This is a genomic window from Streptomyces atratus (genome assembly GCF_040655115.1).
Lineage (GTDB): Bacteria > Actinomycetota > Actinomycetes > Streptomycetales > Streptomycetaceae > Streptomyces > Streptomyces atratus_D.
The window spans coordinates 17179-29715 of sequence record NZ_JBFAJH010000072.1 but is presented as its reverse complement, the minus strand read 5'-3'; the positions used below and the strand labels follow the sequence as shown (position 1 = coordinate 29715).

At 71.0% G+C, this 12537-nt stretch carries 12 protein-coding genes and 3 pseudogenes; 7 read left to right on the top strand and 8 right to left on the bottom strand.

The genetic code is table 11. The annotated features are described in order from the left end of the window. Window positions 1-334 precede the first annotated feature (334 nt). From dgoD to AB0I23_RS38030, 3 genes and pseudogenes are all read right to left on the bottom strand, one after another. A pseudogene (gene dgoD / locus AB0I23_RS38040) lies at window positions 335-1479 on the bottom strand (galactonate dehydratase). Next, window positions 1476-2174 carry a FadR/GntR family transcriptional regulator gene (locus AB0I23_RS38035; RefSeq protein WP_359117088.1) on the bottom strand — a complete coding sequence of 233 codons (699 nt, stop codon included), beginning with the start codon at window positions 2172-2174 and terminating at the stop codon, window positions 1476-1478. The pseudogene dgoD and the gene AB0I23_RS38035 overlap by 4 nt, the downstream one beginning before the upstream one ends. A 211-nt stretch (window positions 2175-2385) precedes the next feature. Beyond that, window positions 2386-2562, bottom strand: a pseudogene (locus AB0I23_RS38030) (cupin domain-containing protein); the annotation flags it as partial. 112 nt (window positions 2563-2674) lie between these two features. On the opposite strand from AB0I23_RS38030, the gene AB0I23_RS38025 reads away from it, so the two are divergent. Then, window positions 2675-3088, top strand: coding sequence for a RidA family protein (locus AB0I23_RS38025; protein ID WP_359117085.1), 414 nt, complete (start codon window positions 2675-2677; stop codon window positions 3086-3088). A gap of 24 nt (window positions 3089-3112) precedes the next feature. Here the strand turns inward: AB0I23_RS38025 and AB0I23_RS38020 are convergent, their stop codons facing one another. Beyond that, window positions 3113-4327, bottom strand: coding sequence for an ROK family protein (locus AB0I23_RS38020; protein WP_359117083.1), 1215 nt, complete (start codon window positions 4325-4327; stop codon window positions 3113-3115). Between the two features lie 165 nt (window positions 4328-4492). Between AB0I23_RS38020 and AB0I23_RS38015 the strand changes: the two genes are divergently transcribed. The 3 genes and pseudogenes from AB0I23_RS38015 to AB0I23_RS38005 all read left to right on the top strand — a co-directional run. After that, the gene (locus tag AB0I23_RS38015; protein WP_359117080.1) at window positions 4493-5710 is read left to right on the top strand and encodes an MFS transporter; all 1218 of its coding nucleotides are present in this window, start codon (window positions 4493-4495) and stop codon (window positions 5708-5710) included. Window positions 5711-5820: 110 nt separating this feature from the next. Next, a complete protein-coding gene (locus AB0I23_RS38010; RefSeq protein WP_359117091.1) occupies window positions 5821-6189 on the top strand; it encodes an SCO4225 family membrane protein in 369 nt (122 codons plus the stop codon). Window positions 6190-6192: 3 nt separating this feature from the next. Continuing rightward, a pseudogene (locus AB0I23_RS38005) lies at window positions 6193-6414 on the top strand (maleylpyruvate isomerase family mycothiol-dependent enzyme); the annotation flags it as partial. A gap of 48 nt (window positions 6415-6462) precedes the next feature. Here AB0I23_RS38005 and AB0I23_RS38000 read toward each other — a convergent pair. Next, a complete protein-coding gene (locus AB0I23_RS38000) occupies window positions 6463-6864 on the bottom strand; it encodes a MarR family winged helix-turn-helix transcriptional regulator (protein WP_359117077.1) in 402 nt (133 codons plus the stop codon). 87 nt (window positions 6865-6951) lie between these two features. Here AB0I23_RS38000 and AB0I23_RS37995 point away from each other — a divergent pair, with 87 nt between their 5' ends. Then, window positions 6952-8451, top strand: a complete 1500-nt coding sequence (locus tag AB0I23_RS37995) for an MFS transporter (protein ID WP_359117075.1) — start codon at window positions 6952-6954, stop codon at window positions 8449-8451. A 103-nt stretch (window positions 8452-8554) separates the two neighbouring features. Next, window positions 8555-8869, top strand: a complete 315-nt coding sequence (locus AB0I23_RS37990) for a DUF6332 family protein (protein ID WP_359117072.1) — start codon at window positions 8555-8557, stop codon at window positions 8867-8869. Here the strand turns inward: AB0I23_RS37990 and AB0I23_RS37985 are convergent. From AB0I23_RS37985 to AB0I23_RS37975, 3 genes are all read right to left on the bottom strand, one after another. After that, window positions 8830-9495 (bottom strand): response regulator transcription factor, encoded by a 666-nt coding sequence (locus tag AB0I23_RS37985; protein ID WP_359117070.1) that lies wholly within the window; start codon window positions 9493-9495, stop codon window positions 8830-8832. The two genes, AB0I23_RS37990 and AB0I23_RS37985, sit on opposite strands and share 40 nt — an antisense overlap. After that, window positions 9492-10862 (bottom strand): sensor histidine kinase, encoded by a 1371-nt coding sequence (locus AB0I23_RS37980; RefSeq protein ID WP_436847058.1) that lies wholly within the window; start codon window positions 10860-10862, stop codon window positions 9492-9494. Before AB0I23_RS37980 ends, AB0I23_RS37985 begins: the two co-directional genes overlap by 4 nt. A 165-nt stretch (window positions 10863-11027) precedes the next feature. Further along, on the bottom strand, window positions 11028-11783 hold the full coding sequence (locus AB0I23_RS37975; RefSeq protein ID WP_359117064.1) for a TetR/AcrR family transcriptional regulator: 756 nt from the start codon (window positions 11781-11783) through the stop codon (window positions 11028-11030). Window positions 11784-11913: 130 nt separating this feature from the next. On the opposite strand from AB0I23_RS37975, the gene AB0I23_RS37970 reads away from it, so the two are divergent. Next, window positions 11914-12363, top strand: coding sequence for a nitroreductase family deazaflavin-dependent oxidoreductase (locus tag AB0I23_RS37970; protein WP_359117061.1), 450 nt, complete (start codon window positions 11914-11916; stop codon window positions 12361-12363). The last annotated feature ends 174 nt before the right edge of the window (window positions 12364-12537 follow it).

The following is a 12537-nucleotide window of genomic DNA, read 5'->3' as shown; positions in this document are numbered from 1 at the left end:
AGCGGGGCTGGGGTGCGTGCATCGCAAGGCGGAGGATTGAGCCATGGCGGAGCCCTGGTGATTGACGACAACGCCGCGAGGTGCGTGCCCCGGCCCCGTGACGCCGCCCCCCAATTGCCGGCCGGGCTGAATGGCAAGGTTTTCCAGGCCGGAACGGGACTGCGTCAAAGCGGCCTCCAGGACTGATCCCAGAGGCAGGGGCGAAGGCGTCGCCGGGAACGGCATCGGCGCGGCTCGTCGCGGTGCCAGAGCCTTTCGCGGCCGGCGGCCCGCAGCGACGTCCACCGTCCGCTGTGGGCCGGGTCGGTCTCGCTGCCGAGAGGGGTCACCGTGCTCACCACTCGGCGAAGGCGCCGTCGTCGTGCCGCCACACCGGATTGCGCCAGGCGCGTCCGGTCCGGTCGGCCGCGCGCACGGCGTTCTCGTCGACGGTGATGGCGAGCCCCGGCAGGAGCGTGCGCCGCGCCCGTCCGACGACGAAGCGGAACGGGTCGGTGTCGACGACGTACGACAGCAGGTCGGCGTCCTTGTTGTAGTGGATGCCCCAGCTCAGCTCCTGGATGAGGAAGTTCCGGGCGGAGAACACGATCTGGAGACTGGCGGCGAGTGCGATGGGGCCGAGGGGACAGTGCGGGGCGAGCTGCACCCCATAGGTCTCGGCGAGCGGGGCGATGCGGTTGACCTCGGAGATGCCCCGGCGTGCGGGAGATCCGGCTGGGCGACCGCGATGCCGGCTGCGGGCGCGGGCAGGAACTCGGCACGCCCGTACCGCCGTTCGCCGGTGGCGATGGGTACGGAGATGGCGCCGACGAGCGCGGGCAGCAGGTGTCCTTGTTCGGGAAGGAGGGGTTCCTCCACGAACAGCGGGTGCAGGTGTTCGATGGCGTGCAGGACCCGGCGGGCGCCGGCCGGTCCGAACCTGCCGTGCATGTCGATGGCGACCTCGCGGCTGGGGCCGAGCATCTCGCGGGCGGCGGCCACCCGGTCGACGACGGCGGCGGACTCGGCGGGGGTGGCGAGGGGTGAGGTGCGGCCCGCCGCGTTCATCTTCACGGCCGTGAACCGGGCCTCGACCTGGCCGGTGATCTCCTCGGCGAGCTGGGCGGGTTCGTCGCCGCCGACCCAAGCGCAGACCCGGACCTCGTCGCGGACCGGGCCGCCGAGCAGAGCGTGCACGGGTGCGCCGTACGCCTTTCCGGCGATGTCCCACAGGGCCTGATCGATGCCGGCGACAGCGCTGGAGAGTATCGGACCGCCCCGGTAGAAGCCGCCCTTGCTGAGCACCTGCCAGTGGTCCTGGATGCGCAACGGGTCCTGGCCGACCAGGTATTCGGCGAGGACGTCGACGGCAGCGCGGACGACCTCGGCCCGCCCCTCGACCACGGGGTCGCTCCAGCCGACGACTCCTTCGCCGGTCTCGATCCGGCAGAACAGCCAGCGGGGCGGTACGGGAAAGGTCTCGATGCGAGTGATCTTCACCAGGCCCCGGCCCCCTCGTCGTTGGCCGGTACGGTGCCGTGGGCCCGGTCCAGGTCGCGTACGGCCTGGTCGAGCAGGGCCCGCATGGCGCGTTCGGCGGCAGCCTGGTCCTGGTCGCGTACGGCGTCCAGTACCGCACGGTGGCTGGGAACGGGGTCCTCTCCGTGCAGCGAGCTGTGCACGATCTCGTCGCGGTGCGCGAGGCCGGACTCGATGACCATCTCCATGCGTTCGAGCAGCTCGTTGTGGCCGGCCGCGAGGAGCACGCGGTGGAAGGCGAGGTCCGCCTCGACCTGCCCGGGCAAGGTGCCCTTGCCGAGCTTGACGCCGACGTCCTTGGCCGGGACCGGCTCCGACACCGCGGACACGATCTTCACGATCGCCTGGTAGTCGGCGGGCAGCGCGCTCTCGGTCACGCCCGGCTCGCGGTGCGGGACCAGCAGCATGCCGCCCGCGCCCGGAGCGGTCGTGACCCGTTCCAGCTCCTCGGCCATGGCCGGGTCGTCGGCCTGCCCACTCTGCTCGGCCTCAATGAACTGCGCGATCACTACCTCGGCGTCCTCCAGCCGGGCCACCTCGGCATCGATCTCGGCGAGCTTCTTGCGCAGCCGCTCGGCACGGTCTGCCGGCACGACCCGGCGCCGCATCACCCACACCAGCACATCCGCCACCAGCAGCACATGCACGGTGGTCATCACCGGCGGCACCGAGAAGGGCCATACTTCCGGCACCTACGGCCCCCGCAACGGCTACAAGGTCGACGTCCCGCAACCATCGGGGGGCGGGCCTCTCGCCGTGGAGCGGTTGGCGGTGAGGGGAGCGCAGTCCGAGCCCTCGGCAGACGGATGATCACCGAAGCCACGCCAGGGGCCGAGCCGCTGGGAGCCCCGGTTCTTGCCCGGTCCGTCAGTCGGTGCCGGGCTCGTTGTCGCGTACGTACAGCTCCGGCAGATTGACGACGACGGCCTCCTGAGCGCTGCGGCGAATCACCACGATCGCTTCGTCATCCAGGTTCGGGTTCTCCTCGCGGCGCGGCACGTAAGGCGGTACGAAGATGTAGTCACCGGGCGATGTCCGGATGCGGGGCCGCCACCCTCCTCAACCTCGGCGTGCAGGACGTGTATCGCGTCAACCGCCTCTGGTCCCCGCACATATGCGCTGGTGCCAACTCTCCTCTGCGGGTGAAAATGCCACCATGGACAACACGCATCTCACACACATCACGGCTCCGGAGGGCGTCACCCCGGGAGTCGGGTACACCCACGTCGTCACCGGCTCCGGCCGTCTCGTCGCCGTCTCCGGGCAGGTGGCTCTCGACGCGAACGGCCACGTCGTGGGAGCGGGTGATGCCGCTGCGCAGGCACGGCAGGTGTTCGAGAACCTGCGTCGTTGCCTGGCGGCCGCCGGTGCGTCCTTCGACGACATCGTCAAGCTCACGTACTACGTTACGGACATCGCCCATCTGCCCGCCGTCCGCACGGTACGCGACCTGTACGTCGACGCCGAACGCCCGCCCGCGAGCTCCGCCGTCCAAGTGGCTGCGCTGTTCCGCCCCGAACTGCTGCTGGAGATCGAGGCATTCGCTCTCGTCCCGGAGGCCACGCGGTAGCAGCGCCGGACCTCACCCGCCGGTTCAGGCGAGTGCGGCCAGTGGATCGTCGAGGACGGGCTGCCACGCCAGTTCCGCCGCGCCCACGAGGCTGTTGTGGTCGAGAGTGCACGGCAGGATCGGCACGCTGCCGCTGCGCCCCCAGAGGCTGCGGTCGGCGACCACCGCGCGCAGTCGCTCCGGGTCTGCGTCGAGCAGTGCACGGTGCAGCCCGCCGAGAATGATGCGGTCCGGGTTGAGGATGTTCACCAGACCGGCCAGACCGCGGCCGAGCCGGTCGATGAGCTCCTCGGCCGCGGTCCGTACCGCCACGTCCCCGTACCCCGTGCGCAGCAGGTTGCTCGCCTGCTTGAGCAGGGACTCCTCGGGGCCCGGCTCGCGGCGAGCGGCGGTCAGGAAGGCGAGCGGGTCGGTTTCGACGTCGAGGCAGCCTCGCCCGCCGCAGTGGCAGGGACGCCCCTCCGGGTTCACGGTGAGATGGCCGACCTCCAGCGCCAGTCCCGAACTGCCGGTGTGCAGGCGGCCGTCGAGAACAAGGGCGCCGCCGACTCCACGGTGGCCCGTGGCCACGCAGAGCAGGTGCTGGGCTCCGCGGCCGGCTCCGTGCCGGTGTTCGGCGAGCGCGGCGAGGTTGACGTCGTTGCCTGTGAAAGCGGGGCCGGGGATACCTGCTTCCCGTACACACGTGGCGAAGATCTCGCGGACCGGGGCGCCTGCCGGCCAGGCGATGTGCAGTGGGTTGAGCGCGGTGCCCTCCGGTTCGGCCACGGCGGAGGGGACCGCGAGTCCCGCCCCGACGCAGCGCAGTCCGCTGTCGCGCAGCAACCGGGCGCATGCGTCGACGACTTCACCCACGACCTGCGCCGGGTCCGAAGTGACCGTGACACAGCCGGGGGCAGTGGCGACGAGCCGCCCGCCGAGCCCGACCAGCGCGGCGCGGAACCCGTCGGCGTGCACCTGCGCGGCGACGGCGACCGGACCGGACTCCCGGACTGCCAGTCGGTGCGAGGGGCGGCCCTGTGAGCCCGCTGCGGAACCGGGGCTGGAGTCGACGCGGATGAGACCGAGTGCCTCCAGCTCCGCGGCGACCGCACCGGCGGTCGCGCGGGTGACGCCGAGCTCGGAGGTGAGCACGGCGCGAGTGGGCGCGCGTCCGGTGTGGACCAGCTCCAGCGCGGGCCCGAGCGCGCTCCGGCCTCTCTCCAACTTCGTCCGGGTGGTGGTCGCCTTGCCGTTCATGGGGCCGAGTCTCCCATGATCCGGAGCCGCCGCCGACGCCTTGGTGGCGGACTTCTGCCCGCTTCCGGTCACAGAGGCCGCCCTGCTCCACCGTGCCGGATACCGCCGCCTGCTCCGGGGGAGACCGTCTTGCATCGGTCGTTCGTGGGCCTCTATGCTGAGTTTGTGCCGCAACTAAACAAACTGCGGACGGCCCTACCGGGGGGACCAGGCGGAGACACCGCCCCACCCTCGTCGGCCCGCCTCCGTACCGCACTGACCGTGTTCTTCGCCGTCGACGGCTTCCTCTTCGCCGGCTGGGTGGTCCGGATCCCGGCCATCAAGCACCAGACCGGCGCCTCCGCCTCCACCCTCGGCCTCGCACTGCTCGGCGTCTCCGCCGGGGCGGTCATCACCATGATGCTCGCCGGCGGGCTCTGCCGGCGGTTCGGCAGCCACCCCGTGACCGTGGTCTGCGGGGTGCTTCTCTCCCTCGCCATCGCCCTGCCCGCACAGACGCATTCGGCGCTCACGCTCGGTTCGGTGCTGCTGGTCTTCGGTGCGGCATACGGTGCGATGAACGTGGCGATGAACAGCGCCGCGGTCGATCTCGTCGCCGCCCTGCGGCGCCCCGTGATGCCCAGCTTCCACGCCGCGTTCAGCCTCGGCGGCATGCTCGGCGCCGGCCTCGGCGGACTGGTCGCCGGCGGGCTCTCCCCCGCCACCCATCTCTTCGTCCTCACCGGGGTGGGACTGCTCGTCACCGCCGCCGCCGGACCCACCCTTCTGCGGCACCGGGTTCCCCGACCCGCATCCGTGGCCGACCGCACCGAGCAGCCGCGCCGGATGACCGGGCGCGCCCGCAAGGTGGTGTTGCTCTTCGGCGTGATCGCGCTCTGCACCGCGTACGGGGAAGGCGCACTGGCCGACTGGAGCGCGCTCCACCTGGAACAGGACCTGCACGCCCGCCCGGGTATCGCCGCCGCCGGATACTCCTTGTTCGCCCTGGCCATGACCGCGGGCCGGCTCTCCGGCACCGCGCTGCTGGAACGGCTCGGGCAGACCCGCACGCTCGTCGCGGGCGGCGCCATCGGTGCGGCCGGCATGCTCCTCGGCTCGCTCGCCCCGACCGCCTGGCTCGCCCTGCTCGGCTTCGCCGTCGCCGGTCTCGGGCTGGCCAACATCTTCCCCGTCGCCGTCGGCCGGGCCGGCGAGCTGGCCGGACCGAGCGGAGTGGCCGCCGCGTCGACGATCGGCTACGGCGGGATGCTGCTGGGGCCGCCCGCTATCGGGTTCCTGGCCGACGGGTTCTCGCTGCCCGTCGCTCTGACGACGGTGGCGGTGCTGGCGGGAGCAGCGTCCGTGCTGGGCTATGCGGCGCGCCATGCGGTACCCCGCGCCTGATCGACGTACGCACGTCTCCCGTACTGCTGCCCGATTGAGTAGGCGTACTCAGGCAGGTCCCGCTCCCCGGCCGCACCATGGAGGTGTCGACCACCTACGGGGAGCAGGCCATGAACAAGCCGGTGATGAACAAGCAGCACCTCCGCGCGCTCGCACGACTGACCTTCGGAAATCCCGCCTCGCTGATCTACCTCGGCGTGGTTCTGGCGACAGCGGTGTTCGTCGCCGTGGACACCCTGTTCATCTCGCACGAGGACGCGTCGTTCGCGGGCGTGTGGCTGTTCCTGCTCGCGGCGCCGACGGTGTTCGTGTTCTTCGTCGCCGGCACGCTGTGGGGAACGGACGCGGCCGGCCCGGCCTGGTTCGTCTATCTCGCCCTCGTCGTGTCCGTACTGGTGCAGGCCCTCGCCCTCGGCTGGTTCGTACGACTGGTGCGCCGCGGCGGGCGGTCCCGCTCCGCCCACCCCCAAGGCGTCTGAGCCGCTGTCACAACCGTGCGGCTCTCGGCGGAGCCCCCGCAGGCCGCCCGCACGACGGCGGCAGGGGTCCCCGAAGAGGAGGCCGTGGACTGCGAGTTGAGCGGAACGGCCGAAGGGCTCTATCTCACGCTCTGGAACCGGCTGCCGCTCACGGCGGTGACGGTATCGGGCGACCGGGGGCTCGCGCGCCTGTGGTGCGAGAACTCGGACATCACCTGGTCCTGACCGGTGCACGGGCAGGTGAGGACCGTTCCTGCCATGGTCCGCACCGGACTAGCCGGTCGCGCCGTCCAGCATCCGGGCGAGTACCGAGCGCTGCAACGGCTTCACCTCGGCATGGCGCGCCCGGCCCTTCGCCGTCAGCTCGACACGGACGCCGCGGCGGTCCTCGCTGCACATCCCGCGGCAGACGAGGTCGTCCTTCTCCAGCCGTGCGACCAGGCGCGACAGCGCACTCTGGCTGAGATGGACCCGGGACGCCAGTTCCTGTACGCGATAAGCGGCGCCGCCGTCCTCCGACGCGCCCTCCGCGAGGACGTCGAGCACCTCGAAGTCGCTGGCGCCGAGGCCGTACCGATGCAGCTCGCGATCGAGTTCGCACAACGTCCTGGCGTGCAGCGCAAGAATGTCCCGCCATTCGTCGACGAGTACGTGCTCGGGCTTGTTCGCGGCCATGTCCGCACGTTAGCAGAGAAGAAGCCGGTTGTTGCGTCGGAATTAAATGCACTTGCATTCAATGCATATGCATGTACTGTCCTCGCCATGACCACTCCGCTCAACGTCCCCGATTTCCAAGAGCGTTGGAGCCCGCGCCTGTGGGGCACCCTGCTCGTGCTCTGCGCCGCGATGTTCCTGGACGCGCTCGACGTCTCCATGGTCGGCGTCGCTCTGCCGTCCATCGCCGACGATCTCGGTCTGACCACCTCGACCCTGCAGTGGATCGTCAGCGGATACATCCTCGGCTACGGCGGCCTGCTGCTCCTCGGCGGGCGTGCGGCCGATCTCCTCGGCAGGCGCCAGGTCTTCCTGATCGCCCTCGGCGTCTTCGCCCTCGCCTCGCTGCTCGGCGGATTCGTCGACTCCGGACCGCTCCTGATCGCCAGCCGCTTCATCAAGGGTCTGAGCGCCGCATTCACCGCACCGGCCGGGCTCTCCATCATCACCACGACATTCAAGGAGGGACCCCAGCGCAACCGCGCCCTGTCCATCTACACCACCTGCGCGGCCACCGGCTTCTCCATGGGCCTGGTGCTGTCCGGGCTCCTCACCCAGCTGTCGTGGCGCTGGACCATGCTGCTGCCCGCCCCCATCGCACTGCTCGCTCTGGTCGCGGGTCTGAAGCTGATCCCGCACAGCGGCCGCGAGAACACCCGTCGCGGGTACGACCTCCCGGGTGCCGTCACCGGCACGGCCTCCATGCTGTTGCTGGTGTTCACCGTCGTGCAGGCCCCGGAGGCCGGCTGGACGTCCCTCCGCACGCTGCTTTCGTTCCTCGCCGTCGCCGTGCTGCTCACCGTCTTCGTCGCCATCGAACGGCGTACCGCGAACCCGCTGATCCGGCTCGGTGTGCTCCGTTCCGGCAGCCAGGTCAGGGCCCAGCTCGGCGCCGCGGCGTTCTTCGGCAGCTATGTCGGCTTCCAGTTCCTGGTCACCCAGTACATGCAGTCACTCCTCGGCTGGTCCGCCCTGGAGACAGCGCTGGCCTTCCTGCCCGCCGGCGTGCTGGTCGCACTGTCGTCGACGAAGATCGGCGATGTGGTGGACCGGTTCGGGACGCCGCGCGTGATCGCCGCCGGCTTCACCTTCCTCGTCGTCGGCTACGCGCTCTTCCTGCGGATCACCCTCACCCCGTCGTACGCGGCGGTCATCCTGCCGTCCATGCTGCTGCTCGGGGCGGCCTGCGCGCTGACCTTCCCGTCGCTCAACATCCAGGCCACCAACGGAGTGGACGACGACGAGCAGGGCATGGTCTCCGGTCTGCTGAACACCTCGATCCAGGTCGGCGGGGCGATCTTCCTGGCCGTCGTCACCGCGGTGATCACGGCGCACGGCAGCGGTGACGGTTCCCCGCAGGCGGTCCTCGACAGCTACCGTCCCGGCCTGCTGGTGGTGACGGTGATCGCGTTCATCGGGCTGCTGATCACCCTGACCGGCCTGCGCCGCAGCCGGCCCGCTCAGCACACGGTGCTGGTCGCGTCGTCCGCCGGCGTCCGGGCGGCCGCGGAGGCGGCAGCCGCCGAGAAGGTGGGGGTCCGGGACTGACCGGCCGGTCCGCCGCCCCCATGACCAACCGGCACGGGGGAACGGGGCGGTGGGCGGCGAGGCGTCCTTGCCCGCGGCCCACCGCCCCTGTGAAACTTCGGACATGGGGCGACGAAGCCAGGAAGACCGGGACGCGATGACCGTCGAGATCGTCTTCGCCCTGGTCAGCGGGACTGTTCTGGCCGCGGTCGCGTTCTTCGCCGTCGGCGCGACCACCGTGTACCTCGATCTGTCGCGCGTGGCGGAGCGAGTGGTGCTCCTCAGCGGGGCCATCGTCTCCGCCGTCGTCTTCGTCGCCCGCCTCGTCGACGTGTTGTGGGGATTCCCCCGCCGGGGGCGCGGTCGCCCGATGGACACGCTCCGCCCGCAGGCTCCGTCTCAGCCGAGCCAGCCGGGCCGTACGAGGCCCGACTCATAGGCGAGAACGACCAGTTGGGCCCGGTCGCGTGCGCCGAGCTTCACCATGGCCCGGCTGACATGGGTCTTGGCAGTGAGCGGGCTGACGACCAGCCGATGGGCGATCTCCTCGTTGGACAGACCGATGCCGACCAGCGCCATCACTTCCCTTTCCCGTTCGGTCAGATCGCCCAGGCCCGCCGCGGCCGCAGGCTCCTTGGAACGGGCCGCGAACTCGGCGATCAGGCGACGCGTCACCCCCGGCGAGAGAAGGGCGTCACCGGCCACGACAGCCCGTACCGCCCGCAGAAGCTCCTCGGGTTCAGTGTCCTTGACCAGAAAACCGGAGGCACCGGACCGGATCGCCTCGAAGACGTACTCGTCGAGCTCGAAGGTGGTGAGCATGACCACCTTGACCTCCTTCAGCTCCGGGTCGCCGGTGATGGTGCGGGTTGCGGCGAGACCGTCGAGATGCGGCATGCGGATGTCCATCAGCACGGTGTCCGGGCGCAGTTCACGCACCAGACGCACGGCTTCCGCCCCGTCGGCGGCCTCGCCCGCCACCTCGATGTCCGGCTGGGCGTCCAGCAGGGCGCGGAATCCTGCGCGGACCAGCAGCTGGTCGTCGGCGAGCAGTACGCGGATCACGCTCTCTCCCCCGTCGTGTCCTGCACAGTGTCCATGGCCGACGCGGCGTCCACGCTCGACGCCGGGTGCAGGGGAATCTCGGCCCGTACCCGGAAACCGCCGTCGGCCCGGGATCCCGCCTCGATCGTGCCGCCCAGTGCGGTGGCCCGCTCCCGCATACCGGCCAGCCCGTTGCCGCTGCCGCCCGCCTCGCTGCCGGTGGCGGGGCCGTCGTCGTCGATACCGAGCCGCACGCGGCCGGTCCCGTAACCGATCCGGACCCGTGCGGTGCGCGAGCACGAATGCCGCACCACGTTCGTCAGCGCCTCCTGCACTATCCGGAAGGCGGCCAGATCCGCACCGGGCGGGACGGCGCCGCGTACGCCTTCCGTCTCCACCGTGACGGTCAGTCCGGCGCTCGCCGCCTGGTCGACGAGCTCGGGCAGCCGCTCGAGCCCGGGGGCCGGGGCCCTGGGGGCGTCTCCCGGGGCACGGAGCGTGTCGAGGACCTGGCGGACCTCGCCGAGCGCCTCCTTGCTGGCCGCCTTGATCGTGGTGAGGGCCGTACGGGCCTGCTCCAGGTCGGAGTCGAGCAGGGCGAGTCCGACACCCGCCTGGACATTGATGACGGAGATGCTGTGGGCGAGCACGTCATGGAGCTCCCGGGCCATCCGGAGCCGTTCCTCGTCGGCCCGCCGCTTCTCGGCAGCCTCCCGCTGGGCACGCTGGGCGGCCCACTGCTCGCGGCGTACGCGTACGAACTCCGCTGCCGCGACGATCGCCACCACCCAGGCGGCGACGCCCAGTTCCTGCCCCCAGGGTGCAGCCGAGTCGCTGCTCGGCGGCAGCCAGCGGTAGAACCAGTGCGTCATCAGCAGATGCCCCAGCCACACCATTCCCACGGCCGACCAGGCCGCCCGCCGGCGCCCTGCGACAACCGCGCTGAAGCAGCCGACGGCGACCGCCAGGAAAACCGGGCCGTACGGATACCCGGCGCCCAGATAGACCATGGCCGCGGCCGCACTGACGAAGACCGCCAGGACGGGACGGCGGTGGCGCAGCAGCAGTACGGCGACGGCGGTGAAGAGCAGGACCCGGGCGAAGAGGTCCAACGGGGCGCGCTCACCGAGCTGGGCGCGGGCCGCGACGGAAGAGCCGACCATGACGAATACGCCGAGGAGGATGGTGGACGGCCAGGGCAGCCGAGTGGCGGAGCGCTCGCGCATCCCCGTCAGCCAGCGCGACGGCCCGTCGTGTCCCCAGGGGCCCCACGGTCCCCGGGGGCCCTCGGGGCCGGCGTGCGCCCAGGGCCGCCGGTGCGGCGGTCCGCCCTGCTCCCAGGGCCTGCCGCCGCTTCCGTGTGAGTACTGCTCTTCCATACCGGCCAACGCTAGACCGCGGGCTTCGGCGGCGGCGTCAGCCGGGCGTGGTGATCACACGTACTCCCTGTGGAGTACCCGGCCGACGCAGGCGAGGCATCCGGCCGGGCGGGCATCCGGCCGGGCGGGCATCCGGCCGGGCGGGCAGGCGGCCGGGCGGGCAGGCGGACAGAGTCAGGCTCCTGCGTCGGCATCGGCGCTGCTGGTGGCCGTGCGGTCGGTCCGGTCGTCGAGCACTCCGACGTTACGGGCGAGGTCGGCGACCGCCTGCCGGAAGAAGACCTCCCGGGCCTCGACGATCCGGTTGAACTGCCCGAAGATCTCGAAGGAGATCAGCCCGACGAACTGCGACCACGCGGCCACGAGAGCGGCGACAACTGCCGGAGGAAGATCGGGTGCGAGGTCGGCGGCCATTCGTTCGGCCTCGGGCCGCAGTTCCGCGGCAAGCGGCGGCACGGCGAGACCGTCCGTGCGTCGGGCGTCTTCGACGATCCCGATGAGAACGAGGCCGACGCGCGAGGCGGGGCCGATGGTCGCCTGGGGTGCCGAGTACCCGGGCACGGGCGAGCCGTAGATGAGGGCGTACTCATGGGGGTGGGCAAGGGCCCACTCGCGTACGGCGCAGGCGACCGCGATCCAGCGGGCGAGAGGGGAGGCCGGTCCTGCCGGGGCGTCGCACGAGGCCCGGTGGGCGGTCTCGGCGGCCTCGCCCACGGCGTCGTACGCATCGACGATCAGGGCCGTGAGCAGATCGTCGCGGCTGGGGAAGTAGCGGTACAGCGCGGACGAGACCATGCCCAGCTCACGTGCGACGGCGCGCAGCGAGAGTTTCGCGGCGCCTTCGGCCGCGAGCTGCTTTCTCGCCTCGTCCTTGATGGCTGCGGTGACTTCGATACGGGCCCGTTCCCTGGCTCCTCGAATGGTGGTCATGGAGCTCAGTCTGCCACAATTCGGAGCACTGACCAATTACGAGAGCAGCGCTCTTGCATTTGAGCACCAAGCTCGTGCACACTGATCTCAAGCGAGAGCAGTGCTCACACCTTCCACTCAGGGGAATCTCATGTCCGTGCATGTTCAGAAGCCCGGCTGGTTCACGGTCAACATCTTCAACCGCACCGTCGCCTGGATCACCCGGCGCGGCATCAGCGTCTGGGGATCGAGAGTCCTGGCCGTCCGCGGGCGAAAGAGCGGCGAGTGGCGCCGCACCCCGGTCAACCTCCTGACCGTGGACGGGCAGCAGTATCTCGTCGCGCCGCGTGGCCATGTCCAGTGGACACACAACATGCGTGCGGCCGGCGGCGGCGAGCTCCACCTCGGCAAGAAGACCGACGTCTTCACCGCCGTCGAGGTCCCCGACGACGAGAAGCCGGAACTGCTGCGCGCCTACCTCAAGCGCTGGAAGGCGGAGGTAGGGGCGTTCTTCGGCGGCGTCGGCCCGGATTCGTCCGTCGAGGAGCTGCGCCGCATCGCCCCCGACCACCCGATCTTCCGGATCACGGTCACGTCCTGACCCGGACCGGCACGCCCCCACACCCGCGCCTCGGCACGCGGTCGTCACGGGCATACGACTGCCAGGCAGGTCGATCCGGGCCTCTTCCCGGACCGTTCTCTCCCACGAGCCGACGTGGCATTCGAGCAGTGGTCCCCCAGCCCGCGGATCAGGTCGCCGCCGCAGGTGTCGCGG

What these genes read in the sequence shown, in the direction of transcription:
- AB0I23_RS38010 (WP_359117091.1), top strand. Translation starts at nt 5,821, where the DNA reads ATGAACAAGCCGGTGATGAACAAGCAGCACCTCCGCGCGCTCGCACGA.
- AB0I23_RS38000 (WP_359117077.1), bottom strand. Translation starts at nt 6,864, where the DNA reads ATGGCCGCGAACAAGCCCGAGCACGTACTCGTCGACGAATGGCGGGAC.
- AB0I23_RS37970 (WP_359117061.1), top strand. Translation starts at nt 11,914, where the DNA reads ATGTCCGTGCATGTTCAGAAGCCCGGCTGGTTCACGGTCAACATCTTC.
- AB0I23_RS38035 (WP_359117088.1), bottom strand. Translation starts at nt 2,174, where the DNA reads ATGACCACCGTGCATGTGCTGCTGGTGGCGGATGTGCTGGTGTGGGTG.
- AB0I23_RS38025 (WP_359117085.1), top strand. Translation starts at nt 2,675, where the DNA reads ATGGACAACACGCATCTCACACACATCACGGCTCCGGAGGGCGTCACC.
- AB0I23_RS38020 (WP_359117083.1), bottom strand. Translation starts at nt 4,327, where the DNA reads ATGAACGGCAAGGCGACCACCACCCGGACGAAGTTGGAGAGAGGCCGG.
- AB0I23_RS37995 (WP_359117075.1), top strand. Translation starts at nt 6,952, where the DNA reads ATGACCACTCCGCTCAACGTCCCCGATTTCCAAGAGCGTTGGAGCCCG.
- AB0I23_RS37975 (WP_359117064.1), bottom strand. Translation starts at nt 11,783, where the DNA reads ATGACCACCATTCGAGGAGCCAGGGAACGGGCCCGTATCGAAGTCACC.
- AB0I23_RS37990 (WP_359117072.1), top strand. Translation starts at nt 8,555, where the DNA reads ATGGGGCGACGAAGCCAGGAAGACCGGGACGCGATGACCGTCGAGATC.